This is a genomic window from Shinella sp. S4-D37 (assembly GCF_040812195.1).
In the GTDB taxonomy this organism is placed as follows: domain Bacteria; phylum Pseudomonadota; class Alphaproteobacteria; order Rhizobiales; family Rhizobiaceae; genus Shinella.
In genome coordinates this window covers 355067-370377 of the sequence record NZ_JBFNXL010000003.1, presented here as the reverse complement: position 1 = coordinate 370377, position 15311 = coordinate 355067, and the positions used below count along the sequence as shown (strand labels likewise).

14 protein-coding genes are annotated in these 15311 nt (G+C 64.2%); 7 read left to right on the top strand and 7 right to left on the bottom strand.

Annotated elements, in window-relative coordinates; all coding sequences use genetic code 11:
• Positions 1–10: 10 nt before the first annotated feature.
• The 3 genes from AB3G45_RS05735 to AB3G45_RS05725 all read left to right on the top strand — a co-directional run bounded on the left by AB3G45_RS05735 (position 11) and on the right by AB3G45_RS05725 (position 2656).
• Positions 11–895 carry an NAD(P)-dependent oxidoreductase gene (locus tag AB3G45_RS05735; RefSeq protein ID WP_367829868.1) on the top strand — a complete coding sequence of 295 codons (885 nt, stop codon included), beginning with the start codon at positions 11–13 and terminating at the stop codon, positions 893–895.
• A gap of 15 nt (positions 896–910) precedes the next feature.
• Entirely contained in the window at positions 911–1897 is a 987-nt protein-coding gene (locus AB3G45_RS05730) for a hydroxyacid dehydrogenase (RefSeq protein ID WP_367829649.1), read from the top strand.
• A gap of 402 nt (positions 1898–2299) precedes the next feature.
• A complete protein-coding gene (locus AB3G45_RS05725) occupies positions 2300–2656 on the top strand; it encodes an IS5 family transposase (protein WP_367829867.1) in 357 nt (118 codons plus the stop codon).
• Positions 2657–2668: 12 nt separating this feature from the next.
• Here the strand turns inward: AB3G45_RS05725 and AB3G45_RS05720 are convergent, their stop codons facing one another.
• From AB3G45_RS05720 to AB3G45_RS05690, 7 genes are all read right to left on the bottom strand, one after another.
• A complete protein-coding gene (locus tag AB3G45_RS05720) occupies positions 2669–2908 on the bottom strand; it encodes a hypothetical protein (protein WP_367829648.1) in 240 nt (79 codons plus the stop codon).
• Between the two features lie 79 nt (positions 2909–2987).
• Positions 2988–4022, bottom strand: coding sequence for a fatty acid desaturase (locus AB3G45_RS05715; protein WP_367829647.1), 1035 nt, complete (start codon positions 4020–4022; stop codon positions 2988–2990).
• Between the two features lie 29 nt (positions 4023–4051).
• Positions 4052–4276: a hypothetical protein gene (locus AB3G45_RS05710; RefSeq protein WP_367829646.1), complete on the bottom strand. Its 225-nt coding sequence runs from the start codon at positions 4274–4276 to the stop codon at positions 4052–4054.
• Positions 4277–4407: 131 nt separating this feature from the next.
• Positions 4408–4617: a cold-shock protein gene (locus AB3G45_RS05705; RefSeq protein ID WP_367829645.1), complete on the bottom strand. Its 210-nt coding sequence runs from the start codon at positions 4615–4617 to the stop codon at positions 4408–4410.
• A gap of 753 nt (positions 4618–5370) precedes the next feature.
• Positions 5371–7047: a thiamine pyrophosphate-binding protein gene (locus AB3G45_RS05700; RefSeq protein ID WP_367829644.1), complete on the bottom strand. Its 1677-nt coding sequence runs from the start codon at positions 7045–7047 to the stop codon at positions 5371–5373.
• On the bottom strand, positions 7044–9668 hold the full coding sequence (acnA, locus tag AB3G45_RS05695; protein WP_367829643.1) for an aconitate hydratase AcnA: 2625 nt from the start codon (positions 9666–9668) through the stop codon (positions 7044–7046). Before acnA ends, AB3G45_RS05700 begins: the two co-directional genes overlap by 4 nt.
• Positions 9669–9733: 65 nt before the next feature.
• Positions 9734–10807, bottom strand: a complete 1074-nt coding sequence (locus tag AB3G45_RS05690) for a Bug family tripartite tricarboxylate transporter substrate binding protein (protein WP_367829642.1) — start codon at positions 10805–10807, stop codon at positions 9734–9736.
• 158 nt (positions 10808–10965) lie between these two features.
• Here AB3G45_RS05690 and AB3G45_RS05685 point away from each other — a divergent pair, with 158 nt between their 5' ends.
• The 4 genes from AB3G45_RS05685 (at position 10966) to AB3G45_RS05670 (ending at position 15292) form a co-directional block, all read left to right on the top strand.
• Complete coding sequence (locus tag AB3G45_RS05685) at positions 10966–11892, top strand: oxaloacetate decarboxylase (protein WP_367829641.1); 927 nt, start codon at positions 10966–10968, stop codon at positions 11890–11892.
• Complete coding sequence (locus AB3G45_RS05680) at positions 11889–13289, top strand: MmgE/PrpD family protein (protein ID WP_367829640.1); 1401 nt, start codon at positions 11889–11891, stop codon at positions 13287–13289. Before AB3G45_RS05685 ends, AB3G45_RS05680 begins: the two co-directional genes overlap by 4 nt.
• A 35-nt stretch (positions 13290–13324) precedes the next feature.
• Positions 13325–13990, top strand: a complete 666-nt coding sequence (locus AB3G45_RS05675; RefSeq protein WP_367829639.1) for a GntR family transcriptional regulator — start codon at positions 13325–13327, stop codon at positions 13988–13990.
• 84 nt (positions 13991–14074) lie between these two features.
• The gene (locus AB3G45_RS05670) at positions 14075–15292 is read left to right on the top strand and encodes a Gfo/Idh/MocA family protein (RefSeq protein WP_367829638.1); all 1218 of its coding nucleotides are present in this window, start codon (positions 14075–14077) and stop codon (positions 15290–15292) included.
• Positions 15293–15311: the final 19 nt, after the last annotated feature.

Genomic DNA, 15311 nt, shown 5'->3' with positions numbered 1-15311 from the left:
CAAGAGAAACATACCGAAAGGAAAACGAATGAAGATCGGATTCATAGGATTGGGTGTCATGGGATACCACATGGCACGCCATCTTTCGGCGGCAGGTCATGCGGTGACCGTCTACAACCGCACCGCTTCCAAGGCCGCAGCCTGGGTGGCCGAAAATGGCGGCGCGCAGGCCGAAACCCCTCGGGCGCTGGCGGGCGGGCAGGATATCGTCATGGCCTGTGTGGGCAATGACCGCGATCTCGAACAGGTGACGCTGGGCGAGACAGGCGCCTTCCACGCAATGGCGGCGGGCACGCTCTTCGTCGACCATACGACGGCATCGGCCGATATCGCCCGACGCCTCCATGCGGCGGCCAGGGAACGCGGCGTCGGCTTCATCGACGCCCCCGTCTCCGGCGGCGAGGCCGGCGCGCGCAACGGGGCATTGACCGTCATGTGCGGCGGAGACCAGGGTGACTACGACCGCGCTGAAAAGGCGATCGCCGCCTTTGCGCGCGCATGCCGGCTGATGGGACCGCCCGGCTCGGGCCAGTTGACCAAGATGGCCAACCAGATCTGCATTGCCGGGCTCGTGCAGGCCCTTTCCGAAGGCATTCATTTCTGCCAGACGGCGGGCCTCGATGTCGATGCCATGCTCGACGTCGTATCGCAGGGCGCGGCGGGCTCCTGGCAAATGCAGAACCGCGGCGCCACGATGAACCGCGGCGAATTCGAGTTCGGCTTTGCGGTCGAACTGATGCGCAAGGATTTGGGCATATGCCTGGACGAAGCACGCCGGAGTGGCGCATCCCTGCCCGTCACGGCTCTTGTCGATCAGTTCTATGCCGATGTTGAGAAAGCCGGCGGAAGGCGCTGGGACACGTCCAGCCTGATCACCCGCCTCAAGACCGCCTGACCCCGGAGAATATCGATGCCCCGCCGTTTGCGTATCGTCGCCACCAGCCCCCTGCACCCGGATGCCGAAGCCCTGCTCCGGCAATCCTACGACTACGAAGCGGTTCAGGACGGGAGCATCGAGCCCCTGTCGCGGCTGATCGTCGATGCGGACGGCATCATCGTGAGGAACAAGCTGCCGGACGACTTTTTTGATGCCGCCCCGCATTTGCTTGCCTGTGTCCGGCACGGTGTCGGACTTGATTTCATCCCGTTGGAAGCGGCGACGGCAAAGTCGATCGCCGTCGCCAATCTGCTGGAGGCGAACAAGCAATCCGTCATCGAACATGTCGTTGCCACCGCGCTCATATTGGCGCGCAATTATGCCGACATCGACCAGCGTTTCAGGAGCCAGGGCTGGTCGTCCCGCAATGGCTACGAGGGCATGGAACTGGCCGGCAAGACCCTTGGCATCGTCGGCTGCGGACGCATCGGACGCGGCGTCGCCCAGGCGATGCGGTACGGCTTCGGCATGCAGACGATCGGTTACAGCCGAAGCGACATTCCCGCGGATGCAGGCATCGAGCCGGTTTCCCTTGCCGCGCTCTTCTCCCGATCCGACATCGTCAGCCTGCATATGCCTTCGACGCCGGAAACACGCGGCATCGTGAATGACACGCTTCTCCGTTCGATGAAGCCGGGATCGCTCCTGATCAATGCGGGCCGCGGCGATCTCGTCGACGAGACCGCCCTGATCGACGCCTTGTCCAGGGGGCGCCCCGCCGCCGCCGCGATTGATGTTTTCGAGCCGGAGCCGATCCAACCGGATCATCCCTTCCTGCGTATCGACAACATTTTCCTGACGCCCCATGTCGCTGGTGGTACGCGTGAAGCCTCAAGACGGATGAGCATCCAGTCGGTAGAATCGATGGACCGTCTCCTGGCCGGAAAGCAGCCGACCTCGCTCGTTAACCCGGAAATTTGGGAGAAGTATCTCGCCAGGCTGATCCAAAGGTCCAGGTGAGGAAGAAAGGGGGCGGCCACCCGGTTCCCGGGCCTGCGATTTCTTCGTGCATGACGGGCAACCGCTCATGGCTTCGCAGCGTCTTCGATCCCGAGCCCACCGTTCAGCCGTTACCGTTGGCGCCGGCTCTTTGAGCGGGGGAGGTGCGTGCTGTAGATGCCGGACGCACTGATCCTGAAAAAGGTCTACAGCGCGGCGATCAGGATGAGACATGTGTTGCCCTATCGGAGAAAGCTCCCGAACGGATGGCATATTGCCTCACCAAAATGCTCCCTATCCTTTAGCAGGGTGCGGAAGTAGCTCTAGGGTCCGGACCCAAAAACGGGATTTCCATCGCGACAGGATGGAGGAGGCGATGAGACGTCTGATTTCTTTTGGTTTTCGGATACGCAGTGGGAGCGGATCGCGCCGCTGCTGCCAACAGATGCGACACCGGGAAACGTTCATGATTGCAAGGTCGCCCAACGCTGCATCGAAGCCATGCCGCCGTCCAGCGAACTCGTCGCCGACAAAGGTTATGACAGCCAGGCCCTGCGCGCGCGACTTGACGAGCGCGGCACCCAGGCCGTGATCGCGCCCCGCAAGAACCGCAAAATCCAGTACGAACACGACAAGGTCATCTACAAGCAGCCAAACATCATCGAGCGTCTGTTCTGCCGCCTGAAGGATTGGCGGAGGATCGCCACCCGATTCGACCGCAACCTCAAAAACTTCATGGGCGCTATCGCCCTCGCCGCCGCCGTCGTCTGGTGGCTGTAGCGAGTCCGGACCCTAGCGTCTGCCAAGCTTTGTTCGACCCGCAACCTTTATCGACAGAGAGGAGTCCGACGTGAGACCGACCAGTCCAGCGCTAATCGCGGCTTCGATGGCCGCAGTATATTCCTCTCCTGCCAGTCCCAATTTCTTGGAATGATTTTCGGCGGTTCCGAGCGGCACGGAGGGGGAAATACCATATCGGACACTGTGAAAGGCGCTCAGGATAATGAGGAAGTTTTCGTCCAGGTTTTTCATCGTCTAGCTCTTGATCTGTCTTGGTGCGAACGGGGCCGACTGCTGCTGCTTCAACGTGAAGGTCGCCCTCTGCGAGATGTTAAGGATTCGTTGTCGGTCGGGCACTTGCCTCGCGGAACGATATCAGGCGGCTCGATCCTTCGTCCCACAGGACAAGCTTCACGCAGCTGAGGCTTTGGCGGATCGTGATCCGCCCGAGGTCTCCCAGTTCGGGATAATCGCGCAGAACCTCCGGAAGCCTGTAAAAGGGAACCCGGCTCGACAGGTGGTGAATGTGGTGCATGCCGATGTTGCCGGTGATCCATCGCAAGGGCCGGGGCAGGTCGTAGTGCGAGGCGCCGTGCATGGCCGCATGGGGGAATGCCCATTCCGGAGGCCTTGACCAATGCGTATCTTCGAACTGGTGCTGGACATAGAACAGCCAGACGCCCGCCGCTCCGGCGATGAGCACGATCGGCAGGTGGACGAGGAGCAGTGGGGCGAGACCGATGGCCCACACGAGCAAGCCACCGGAGGCGAGGATGGCAACATTCGTCGCCATTGTGGAAATCCAGGGCAGCGCGCCCGACCGCATCATTCCGACCGGCAGCCGCTGCTTGAAGAGAAAGAGCCAGGCAGGGCCTATGCCGAACATGACGAGCGGATGCCGGTAAAGACGATAGGCGAGCTGTCCGCGAGACGTCAGGGCGTGATATTCGGCGACGGTCAGCGTGGTGATGTCACCGACGCCCCGTTCGTCGAGATTGCCGGCGGATGCGTGATGTTCGGCATGGGCGCGGCGCCAGTAATCATAGGGGGTCAGTGTCAGCACGCCGATCATCCGGCCTGTCCAGTCGTCCAGACGGCGCCGGCCGAAAAAGGAGCCGTGGCCGCAGTCGTGCTGCAACATGAAGAGACGTAGAAGAAAGCCGGACGCCGGCAGCATAAGAATCAAGCCAGGCCAGAAGCCGACGTGCATGGAGGCCCATACTGCTGTCCACAAGAGAACGAACGGCACGATGGTCACGGCCAGTTCGAACGTGCTTCGGCCAATATCGGGCTTGCGGTAGGTCGACAGGACTTTCAGCCAGACCTTTTCGCGATCGGCAATGTTCGGGGTGGTTGCGTTGCTCATCGATGCCATCGCTTCCATCAATGGCTTGATCAGCTTGCGCCAGCGCGTCTGGCGAGGAAGGCGGAAGCGGTCGAGGCGCGGCCCTTGAGTTCCTTCGCAAGGCGTGCTTCCCTTAGTCTCACGGTCTTGGCGTTACGTGCGTGCGTGACGGCTTCGAGTTCTTCCACCGCCTTGTCCTTCGCGAAGAATGGGGTGTGGATGCGGCTGAAGGCGATCTCCGCCTTCTGGCGCGAGATGCTGTGCTTTTCTGTCATTGTGGTTCCGGCAAAAGGCTCGCGGAGCGAGCGGAAACAAAAAGGCCAGGCAGATCGCCTGGCCTTGCGTAGGTTTGGCGTGCTTCCGGCAGTGCCAGTACATCCGTGGTCAAAGGAAAGCACATACCCGTTCAGGCAGCCTGCAGATTGCAAGCCGACATCTTGCCCGACTTCATGTCGCGCTCCAGTTCAAAGCCGATCTTCTGGCCTTCAACGAGATCGCGCATGCCTGCGCGCTCGACGGCGGAGATATGCACGAATGCGTCAGTGCCGCCATTGTCGGGCTGGATGAAGCCGAAGCCCTTGGTGGAATTAAACCATTTAACTGTGCCAGTGGTCATGATGAACCCTTTCATAGCAACATTGATAAGTCGCCGCGCCGACGGCGAAGCGGTATGCAGTAGCGATTTGAAAGGAAGGTTCGTTCAGGCGCGGTATCGTCGCGCAATAACCAAAGCTAACAAGCAAATTCGATACGCCGTCTTTAGGGCATGTTTGCCGCGATGTCAACCAATAGTTTGATGTGGTTGCATTTCTCGTTGTATGGTTGTGTTTCGCGCCGGTAAGGCCGGCAAACCGGCTTTATAGCCAATTCAATAAGCCGGTAATGACCGGCTCTGCCCGAAGGGCAAATCGGTCTCGTCTTTTCGGATGACACCCGACATGAACCTCCTCAGCACGGCGTTTGATTGCCCGGATGTCGCCTCGGCACACCGGCGGTGCGTCCTGCCCGTCGGGTTCGCGGTCAGGGGAATACCCCGCGGGGTCGGCGCGGCGCTGTCAGTCTGAGCGCCGCGCTGGCGATCGCCACCAAAGTGATCAACGATGCTGAACGCATTCGTCGGTTGTGACGAACTTTCACCATTCACGGATGCCCGGCGCATTCACTCATCGACCGTCTTCCATCCTGGTCCTGTGGTTGGTCCCGAGAATGAAGGACATGGCAGCAACGAGGCCGATCGTGACCAGAGGCTTTTCCATGATCGCCCGGCGTATTCGCTGTCTGATTGCAGTCGCCTCAGCCTGTGCGATACGGCCAGGTGGAGGTCGCCAGCTGATGAGACGAAGAACCGGATTCCCAGTGTGCCGATGGGCTATCCTCCGCCACGAATCTGGCTCAGCGTGCGCGTCGGCGTCAGCGCTTCGGGATGGATGCGAAGCTCGATCAATGCCGGTTTGCCGCTCGCCCGGCAGCGTTCGAAGGCCGCCTCGAATTCGCGCGTTTCGGTCACGATCTCGCCATGGCCACCATAGGCGGTAGCGAGCGCCGCGAAGTCCGGATTGACGAGATCGGTGCCGCTGACGCGGCCGGGATATTCCCGTTCCTGATGCATGCGGATCGTGCCGTACATGCCGTTGTTCACGACGATGACGATGATCGGCAAGTTGTATTGCACCGCGGTCGCGAATTCCTGCCCATTCATCAGGAAGCAGCCGTCGCCGGCAAAGGCAACGACCGTCTTCTGCGGAAACATCGCCTTGGCGGCGACGGCGGCGGGGGTGCCGTAGCCCATCGAACCGGATGCGGGTGCAGCCTGGGTTAGGAAACGGCGGAAACGATGATAGCGGTGGACCCAGACGGAATAGTTGCCCGCGCCGTTCGCGATGACGGCGTCTTCCGGCAGCGCCGACTGCAGCCAGGTCATGATCGGTCCCATATGGAGCGCTCCCGGGCCTGTCTCGGGCGGGGTGGACCAGTCGAGGTAGTCGCGATGCGCGGCTTCGACCGCGGCCGAGCGTCCCGGATTTGCGGCCGGCTTGCGTCGGGCGAAGGCCGTCGCGAAGGCGGCGGGCGTCGCATGGATCGCAAGCGCCGGCTGGTAGATGCGGCCGAGTTCGCCCGCATCGGCATGGACATGGACGAGGCGCTGGTCGGGGAAGGGGCTCTTGAGCAGCGTGTAGTTGGCGGACGGCATTTCGCCGAGCCGACCGCCGACAAGCAGCACGAGGTCCGCCGCGCGGATGCGGGCGGAAAGCTTCGGGTTCTGGCCGATCCCGGCATCGCCCGCATAATTCGGGTGGAGATGGTCGAAGAGCATCTGGCGGCGGAAGGAGCACGCGACGGGAAGCTGCCAGGCCTCGGCGATGGCATGCGCCGCGCGGGCGGCGTCTTCGGTCCAGCGCGTGCCGCCGAGGATCATGACCGGCGCTCTTGCTTCCGACAGCATCGTCTCAAGCCTGTCGAGGGCAGCCTCGTCCGGGACCGTCTCCACTGTGACGGCCGGGCGGAGCGGGATTGCGGGGACCTTGTCCTTCAGCATGTCCTCCGGAAGCGCCACCACGACGGGGCCGGGCCGTCCGGAAAGCGCCACGGAAAAGGCGCGGGTGACGAGTTCGGGGATGCGGGCGGCATCGTCGATCTCGACGGTCCATTTGGTCAGGGAGCCGAAGACGGCGCGGAAATCGAGCTCCTGGAAACCCTCGCGCTCCCTGTTCTGTCGCGCCACCTGGCCGACGAAAAGGATGAGCGGGATCGAATCCTGCATCGCGATATGCAGGCCGGGGGCGGCATTGGTCGCGCCCGGGCCCCGCGTAACGAAGCAGATGCCGGGCCGGCCGGTCAGCCGCCCTTCGCAATCCGCCATCATCGCTGCGCCTCCCTCCTGCCGGCAGACAATGGTGCGGATGGTCGAATCGTGGAGCGCGTCGAGCACGGCGAGATAGCTTTCGCCCGGCACGCAATAAAGTCGCTCGACGCCGTTCGCCTCCAGCACGTCGACGATCAATTCGCCGCCGGTGCGGAGCGCTGTGGTGGCCTGTTGCAGGGTCACGGATGGGCTCCTTCCCGATGGTGGCCGAGCGTGGCGAGCGCGGCCTTGAACATGCCGTCGCCCAGGAGAAGTTCGCTTTCGGCGAGCGAGCGGATGTCGATCGTGACATCGAAGGCGGTCGTGCGCCCGTCCGCGTGACGGGCGGTGACCGCGGCCACCTCCCCGTGGCGGATCGCGGCCAGGAGGCCGGTGAGGTCGAGGATCTCGTCGCCGTCGAGGCCGAGCGTGTCAGGCCCTTCGCCGTCGGCGAAGAGAAGCGGCATGATGCCGAGCCCGATGAGGTTGGAGCGGTGGATGCGCTCGAAGGAACGGGCGATGATGGCGCGCACGCCCAGCAGCGCGGGGCCCTTGGCGGCCCAGTCGCGGCTGGAACCGACGCCGAAATCGCTGCCGGCCAGCACGACGAGCGGTGTGCGGCGATCCCGATAGGTCTCGCTTGCCTCATGGATAGAGACGATCGTGTTCTCGGGGTAAAGCCGGGTCCAGCCGCCCTCGCGCTCGGGCACCATCCGGTTCTGGATGCGCAGATTGGCATAGGTCGCGCGGGCCATGACCTCGGGATTGCCGCGGCGGCCGACATAGGTGTTGAAGTCCGGCCGCTCTATGCCGAGGCCCTTCAGGTAGATGCCGGCGGGGCTTTCGGGCAGGATCTCGCCGCCCGGCGAGACATGGTCGGTGGTCAGCCCGTCGCCGAAGAGGGCGAGCACGCGCGCGCCGACGATCTCGTCCATGCCACCGAGGCGCTCCGGCATGCGGTCGAAGAAGGGCGGCTCCAGGATGTAGCTCGACGCCGGATCCCACGGATAGAGTTCCGTCTCCGGCGCTTCGAGGCGCTTCCAGCTCTCCTCCGCCGCGGCAGCGCCGACCAGGAAAGCGGAGGGGGTGACGTGCTTCTTCACCAGGGCATCGACCGCCTCGTCGGAGGGCCAGAGGTCGCGGAGATAGACGTCCTTGCCGTCCGCACCCTTCGCAATCGGATCCTTGTCGATATCAAGATCCAGCGTTCCGGCAAGACCGTAGGCCACGACAAGACCCGGTGAGCAGAGATAGCTGGCGTCGAGCATGGGATGGATGCGGCCGTCGAAATTGCGGTTGCCCGAGAGTACCGCGACGAGCGGCATTCCGTCCTGCGCGAGCGCCATGGCTTCCGGCTTCAGCGGGCCGGACTTGCCCCCGCAGGAGGCACAGGCATAGCCGACGACCTGGAAGCCGATCGCTTCCAGGGGCGCAAGCAGGCCGGCCTCCTCCAGATAGCGGGTGACGGCGCGCGAGCCGGGCGCGAGCGAGGTCTTCACCCAGGCCGGTGGGGCGAGGCCGTGGCCGACGGCGGCCTTCGCGACCAGGCCGGCGCGGATCATGGCGTGCGGGTTGGCCGTGTTGGTGCAGGAGGTGATGGAGGCCATCACGATCTGGCCGACGCGGCCCGCCGCGTCGATCTTGTGGCGCTCCTCCAGCCGCACCTTCAGGCTCTCCGGCACGCTTTCGGGCCGGCGCAGATTGTAGGGCTTGCTGGGGCCGGCGAGCGAGCGCTCAACGGACGCAAGATCGACCTCGACGATCCGGTCGTAGGCGGGATCGCCGGCTCCCTCCTCGCGGAAGAGGCCCGCCGCGCGACAATAGGCTTCGACGAGCGCGATGTGACTTTCATGGCGACCGGTCATGGCGAGGTAGTCGAGGGTCAGCCGGTCGACGGGCCAGAATCCGGTGGTCGCGCCGTATTCGGGCGCCATGTTGGAAAGCGTCGCGCGGTCGGGCACGGCCATCGTGGAAACGGCGGGGCCGAAATACTCGACGAAGGTCCCGACGACACCCTCCCGACGAAGCCGGTGCGTGACGGTGAGCGCGAGATCGGTGACCGTGATGCCGGGTCTGAGTTTGCCCGTGAGCCTGACGCCGACGAATTCGGGAACCGGCAGGATATAGGCCTGGCCGAGCATGACGGTTTCTGCCTCTATGCCGCCCACGCCCCAGCCGACGACGCCGAGAGCGGCGACCATGGGCGTGTGCGAGTCCCCGCCGACGACCATGTCGGGATAGGCGGTCGTCCCGCCGCCCTGCGGGGCGGTGCGGACGATGGTTGCGATCTGCTCGATATTGACCTGATGGATGATGCCGGAGCCCGGCGGGAAGACGCGGAGGCTGGCGAAGGCGGATTGCGCCCAGCGCAGGAACCGGTAGCGCTCGTCGTTGCGCTTCAGCTCGCGGGCGAGGTTTTCCGCATCGGCGCCCGCGACGCCCGAGACATCCACCTGCAGCGAGTGGTCGACCACCAGATCGACCGGCACGGACGTATCGACCGCCTCGATCGGCAGATCGCGGCGGGCGGCGGCCGAGCGCAGCGCCGCGAGATCCATCAGTGCCGGCACGCCGGAGGAATCCGGCAGGATGACGCGCGGGATCATGAGCGCGATCGCCGACTGGCCGTCCGTCGTGGCGCGGTCGGCGAGCCAGTCGATCTCGCGGTCGCCGAAACCGGGGCGGCCGAGATGGCGAAGCACGTTCTCCGCCAGCACGCGGGCCGAATAGGGCATGCGGGAAAACCGGTCATTCCCGATGTGGCGGCGGATATCGGCAAACAGATAGGTCACGCCGTCGAGCGTGAACCGGCCTTCGAGGGTCATGGTCGTCTCCGGAAAGATGGAACGGCGCGAGGGTCTTCGCGCCGCCAAGTTCACGTGGCCGGGCGTCAGTTCGAAGCGAACTTCATGCCGTAGTCCTTGGTGTAGAGGTCCTGCATCCAGGCCTTCACCTCGGGATCGATCTCGACGATGGCGTTGACGTTCTTGATGAGGTCCTCGCCGAAGGAGAAGCCGTAGCCTTCGAGCGCGATGTCCGCATTCTTGACGAAGGCCTCGTCCTGCAGGATCGAGGTGAACGCCTTGCGCAGCGCTTCCTCCGCTTCCGGCGGGGTGTCCTTGTGGATCATCAGGATCTTGCCGCCATTGCCGATCGCGCGGATGACCTGCTTGTAGGCTTCCCAGGCCGGGCCCGACGGGGGCTCGCCATAGAGCGTCTGGTAGAATTCGGCGATGGTCGGAAGGTCCGGATTGGCCGGATCGCGGGCCAGTTCATCGCCCTTCATGATGCCCTGGGCGAAGAGCGGCAGCACGGTGCCGTCCTCGATGAGCGGCGCCATGCTGTCCTTGAAGATCGGCGTCGCGATATCGCCGACGGTCACCTCGCCGCGCTGGAAGGCGAGCATCGCGTCGTTCTTGCCGGGATAGCCCTTCACGGCCTTGAACGGCACCTTCAGAAGTGTGAGACCGATGACCGAGCCAATCGTCGAGAGCGGATCGGTGGAACCGAGATAGAGCGGTTCCTTCAGGGACAGGATATCCTTCGGCTCCTTGTAGCCGGTGGTCGTCGAGATGTAGTTGGTACGCCCGAGCGGGCCGGCGATGAGCGGCTTCAGGTCCGCGACCTTCGCCGTCACGCCTTCATAGCCGAGCACCATGCGTGTCACGAGGCCGCCCGAGCAGACGAAGGCGACGGTGCCGTCGCGGGGTGCTGCATCCACATACCAGTTGAGCGCCGTCACGCCGCCGGCGCCCGGCCGGTTCTCGACGATGACGACGGGCTCGCCTTCTATGTGCTTCGGCAGATATTCCGGGAAGACGCGGGCAAAGAGGTCGTTGCCGCCACCGGGCGCGAAACCCACGACGATGCGAAATTCCTTCCCCTCGAAATAGGGATCTGCCGCTTGCGCCGCGCCCGTCAGGCTCAAGGCGGCGGCAAACAGGCCTGCAATCAATTTCTTCATTGGTCCTTCCTCCACTACGCAATCATATGCGCCGCGCCATATCCTCACAACAGGTGAAAACTGTCAACAGTTTTCAGTTGACTATCTGCAATGGCTCCGTCAATGTTGCTTCATCGAACGGCCACCCGGCAGGGATGGCAGCATGGGAAGAGGGCTCTATGGCAACCAATGCGCAGAAATACCGGCAGATGCTCGAGGCTGGAGACTTTATCGTGTCTCCCGGTGTCTACGACGGTTACAGTGCCCGGCTCGTCGAGGCGGCGGGCTTCCCGACGGCTGCAACGAGCGGGGCGGCCGTGTCGAACTCGCTTCTGGGCATTGCCGATATCGGGGTGATGGGGCTTTCGGAGAACGTCGGCCACTGCCGGAACATCGCGCGCTCGATTTCCATACCGCTCACCTGCGATGCGGATACGGGCTATGGCAATGCGGTCAACGTCTATCATACCGTCCAGCAATTCGAGGAGGCGGGCGTCGCCGGCCTCAATCTCGAGGACCAGGTGAGCCCGAAGCGCTGCGGCCATATGCAGGGCAAGGAAGTGATCGCCGAGAGCGACATGGTCAAGAACATCGAGGCTGCCTGCATGGCGCGCCGCGACGATGCCTTCGTCATCATCGCCCGGACCGATGCGCTTGCGGTCGAGGGGATCGAGGCGACGATCCGGCGGGCGAAGTCCTATCTTGCGGCCGGCGCCGACCTGATCTTCCCCGATGCGGTGAGCTCGGAAGATTACATCCGCCGTCTCGTCGATGCGGGCATTCCGCTCAGCATCAACATGGGCTTCGGCATTCGCAAGCGGCCGACGACGCCGTTGATCCCGCTCAAGGACCTGAAGGCCTGGGGCGTGCGCCGGGTCAGCCTCCCGCGCATGCTGCCGGCGGCCGCAATCCATGGCATGGCGGAAGCGCTGCGCGTCATGAAGGACGCCTACGAGAACGGCGTCACGGTCGATCGCCCCGATCTCCTCGTCGGTATCGACGACATCATGAAGCTCATGGACTACGATGGCGTGCGCGCGCTGGAACGCAAGGTGCTGCCGCAGGACGTGCTGGAGCGCAAATACGATCGCGGGGCAGTGGCGTGAGCGAAGGATCGTCGAAAGGCAAAGGCAACGCCCTGACGCAAGCCGTCGTCGCGAAACTCCAGGCGATGCGGTTCGAGGATTTCCCGGAGGCGCTCGTCGCCTCGGCCCGCCGGCTCGTCATTGACGGCATCGCGGTCGCGGTGGCCGGTGCGGCGCTCGAAGAGGCGCCGCGCATCCTTGCCGGCCATCTGAAACGACATGCGCGGGAGGGGGATGTCTCCGCCCTCGGGCTTGGCTTCGGCCTCGCACCGGTGCCGGCGGCGCTCCTCAACGCAACCTCCATGCATGTCCTCGACTTCGAGCCCATGTGGCGTCCGGCGACGCATGCGCTGTCGCCGGTCCTCTCCGCCGTCCTGGCGCTTGCCGAGGATCGCGCTCTGTCCGGTCGGGAGGCGATGACGGCCCTCGTGCGCGGCATCGAGGTTCAGGGCTGGCTGCGGCAGGCCGGGATATCGGAATCGCGTGATCTGCGTTTCCATCCCCCCGGTGTCGTCGGGCCGATCGGTTCTGCGGCGGCATCCGCCTATCTTCTCGGCCTTGACGCCGACCAGACGGCCAATGCGCTCGGCATGGCCGCGTCCCGCGCGGGCGCGCTCTTCACCAATCTCGGCACGATGACGAAATCCACCCATTGCGGCCAGGCGGCGGCAAACGGCCTCGACTGCGCGCTGCTGACGGAGGCAGGCTTTACCGCCACGCATCGAGTGTTCGACGAGGACAGCCAGGGCTATTTCGCCGGCTTCATGCCGACGGCCGATCCGTCCATATTGCTGCAGATCGGCACGAACTGGCGCATCCTTGATCCCGGCTATGCGGTCAAGATCTATCCCGCGAAGTTCTCGACGCATTACGGGATCGCCGCCGCGCTGGAACTTCACGCGAAGATTGCCGATCCCGAAGCGATCGAGACGATCCGCATCGTCGTGGCGGACGTGCCGTCGAGCAACCGGCCGTTCCCGCGCTCCGGGCTCGATGGCAAGTTCAGCGTGCAGTATACGGCGGCCGCGGCACTTCTCGACGGCCGCGTCGGGCTCGACACCTTCACGGACTTGAGGCTATCGCGCCCTGACATGCAGCGCCTGCTGCCCCGGATCACCGTGGAGATGCCGGCCGACATGCCGAGCGCCTATGCGACCGGCCGCTACGGCGAGGTGACGGTTACGCTGGCCGGTGGCGAAACCCTGACGGCGCGCTGCTCCAATCCGCGCGGTTCGTGGGGAGGGGAGGCGATGACCGAAGCCGAGCACCGCGCAAAGGTGGAGAACTGCCTGGCGACGGCACTCGATCCGTCCGCGATCACGCAAATCGTCGACGGCGCCGCCCGCTTTGAGCATCTTGACGGTGCTGCATTGCAGCAACTCTTACGCCTTGCCTCCGGACGGAAAATCCACGACTAACGCATTGGGGACGTCATCAGATGCGATCGGAAGCCATGAAAAAGGCATTGGAAGAGTTTGTCACACCTTCGTCGATGGTCGATCAGGTCGTGGATCGGCTCGAGACGGCCATTCTCAATGGTGAACTGGCGAGTGGCGGCCGGCTGTCCGAGCAGGCGATCGCCGCCAAGATGGGGATCAGCCGGGGACCGTTGCGCGAGGCCCTGCGCCGCCTCGAAGGACGCGGCCTGATCGAGCGCATTCCGCATATCGGCGCCCGGGTGACCGCGCTCCTCTCGGAGAAGCTCGAAGAAATCCTGGTGATTCGCGAGGAGCTGGAGCCGCTCGCCTGTCGCCTTGCCGCAACCCGCATCACGGACGAGGAATTTGCGACGATCGAAGCGATCTGGCGCGGCAACGCGGCCCGCATCGGCGAGGATCGAGCCTTCGCCCAGTCGCCGGACCAGGATTTCCACCTCGCCATCATCAAGGCGAGCGGCAATCAGAAACTCGTCACCATCCTGCGCGACGATATTTATTACCTGATGCGCTTCCATCGCTATCGCTCCGGCGGCAGCCCGGAGCGGGCCGGCACGGTCGCCGACGAGCACCGCGCCATCGTCGAGGGCCTTCGCGAGCGTTCGCCGGAGAAGGCCGAGGCCGCCATGCGTACGCATCTGGCGAACGCGCATTCCAATATCCGCAACCGCATGAAGAGCTGAAACAGGTCAGACGTCCGGGCGCGAGCCTGAAGTGAACTGTCGACAGTTCACAATCTGCAGTATTGATTTGAAACGGGAGGTACTATGTCGAAGTCGAAATTCAAGGTGGCCATTGTCGGGGCGGCCTTCGCCCATAGTCCGGATGGCCGGGAGCGCTTTTCGGTTCGCGCCCATATTCCTGCACTTCTCAACCAGTCCGAGACCTTCGATCTTGCCGCCGTCTGCACCACCAAGATGGAGAGCGCATCGGAGACGTGCCGCCACTTCGGCATCCCCAACGCCTATGACAATGTCGAGCGCATGCTCGCCGAAATGCCGGATATCGACATCGTTTGCGTCTCCGTCCGCCCTTCGGTCCATCACCGTGTCGCCATGCCGGCGCTTAAGGCGGGCAAGCATGTCTATTGCGAGCTGCCGATGGCGGTCTCGACGGCGCAGGCCCAGGAAATGTACGATGCCGCGAAAGCGGGCGGCCTGCACAGCCAGGTCGGCTACCAGCACCACTTCGAACCTGCCTCGCTGCACATGGCGGAGCTCGTGCGCTCCGGCTTCATCGGCAAGCCGCTCTCCTTCTCGCATGGCTTCGTGTCCGGCGCCTACATCATGCCGCGCCCCGGCCATCGGGAATGGCTTTTCCAGGCGCAGGATGGGGGGCATCCCGGCTATCGCAGCGGCCAGAGCCTGCAGCGCGTCATGGCCGTGCTCGGCGCGGACGTGACCGACATCTGCGCCGACATGCGCGTTCTCGCACCCGAGCGCCGCAACACGGACGACAACGGCGTCATCCGCGGCAACCAGGTCGACAACATGAACTATCTGCTGCGCGTCGGCGGCGATGTCATGGGCATGATGCAGACCTCGCTCACGGGCTGGTTCGGCACAGGCACGCGCTTCGAGATCTACGGCACGCAGGGCATGCTGATGCTCGGAACGACCGATACGCCCGACAACTGGGACAAGGCGACCGGCGGCGGCGACCCGACGCGCGGCATGCTCAAGCTCTACGGCGCCCGCGTCTCCGACGAGCAGATGCATGGCGGGCCGATCGCGCCGGAGCGGCTGCAGCGCGCCTTCCGCGAAATCGAGATCCCCGCCCGCCACACCTATGTGACCGGCTTCAAGCACGGCCAGGCCGCCTTCGAGGTGGCGCAGGCCTGGCACACATTCGCGCAGGGCCTGCGCACCGGCAAGCCGTCGAGCCCGAACTTCCGGGACGTCATCAAGATCCACTACGTGCTCGATGCGGCGGAAGCCTCCGTCGCCGCGAACGGGTGGCAGAAAGTCGATTATTCGCGCCTCTGACCCTCAAGCGTCTGACCTT

What these genes read in the sequence shown, in the direction of transcription:
- AB3G45_RS05675 (WP_367829639.1), top strand. Translation starts at nt 13,325, where the DNA reads ATGAAAAAGGCATTGGAAGAGTTTGTCACACCTTCGTCGATGGTCGAT.
- AB3G45_RS05690 (WP_367829642.1), bottom strand. Translation starts at nt 10,807, where the DNA reads ATGAAGAAATTGATTGCAGGCCTGTTTGCCGCCGCCTTGAGCCTGACG.
- acnA (WP_367829643.1), bottom strand. Translation starts at nt 9,668, where the DNA reads ATGACCCTCGAAGGCCGGTTCACGCTCGACGGCGTGACCTATCTGTTT.
- AB3G45_RS05710 (WP_367829646.1), bottom strand. Translation starts at nt 4,276, where the DNA reads ATGACAGAAAAGCACAGCATCTCGCGCCAGAAGGCGGAGATCGCCTTC.
- AB3G45_RS05720 (WP_367829648.1), bottom strand. Translation starts at nt 2,908, where the DNA reads ATGAAAAACCTGGACGAAAACTTCCTCATTATCCTGAGCGCCTTTCAC.
- AB3G45_RS05685 (WP_367829641.1), top strand. Translation starts at nt 10,966, where the DNA reads ATGGCAACCAATGCGCAGAAATACCGGCAGATGCTCGAGGCTGGAGAC.
- AB3G45_RS05705 (WP_367829645.1), bottom strand. Translation starts at nt 4,617, where the DNA reads ATGACCACTGGCACAGTTAAATGGTTTAATTCCACCAAGGGCTTCGGC.
- AB3G45_RS05715 (WP_367829647.1), bottom strand. Translation starts at nt 4,022, where the DNA reads ATGAGCAACGCAACCACCCCGAACATTGCCGATCGCGAAAAGGTCTGG.
- AB3G45_RS05730 (WP_367829649.1), top strand. Translation starts at nt 911, where the DNA reads ATGCCCCGCCGTTTGCGTATCGTCGCCACCAGCCCCCTGCACCCGGAT.
- AB3G45_RS05670 (WP_367829638.1), top strand. Translation starts at nt 14,075, where the DNA reads ATGTCGAAGTCGAAATTCAAGGTGGCCATTGTCGGGGCGGCCTTCGCC.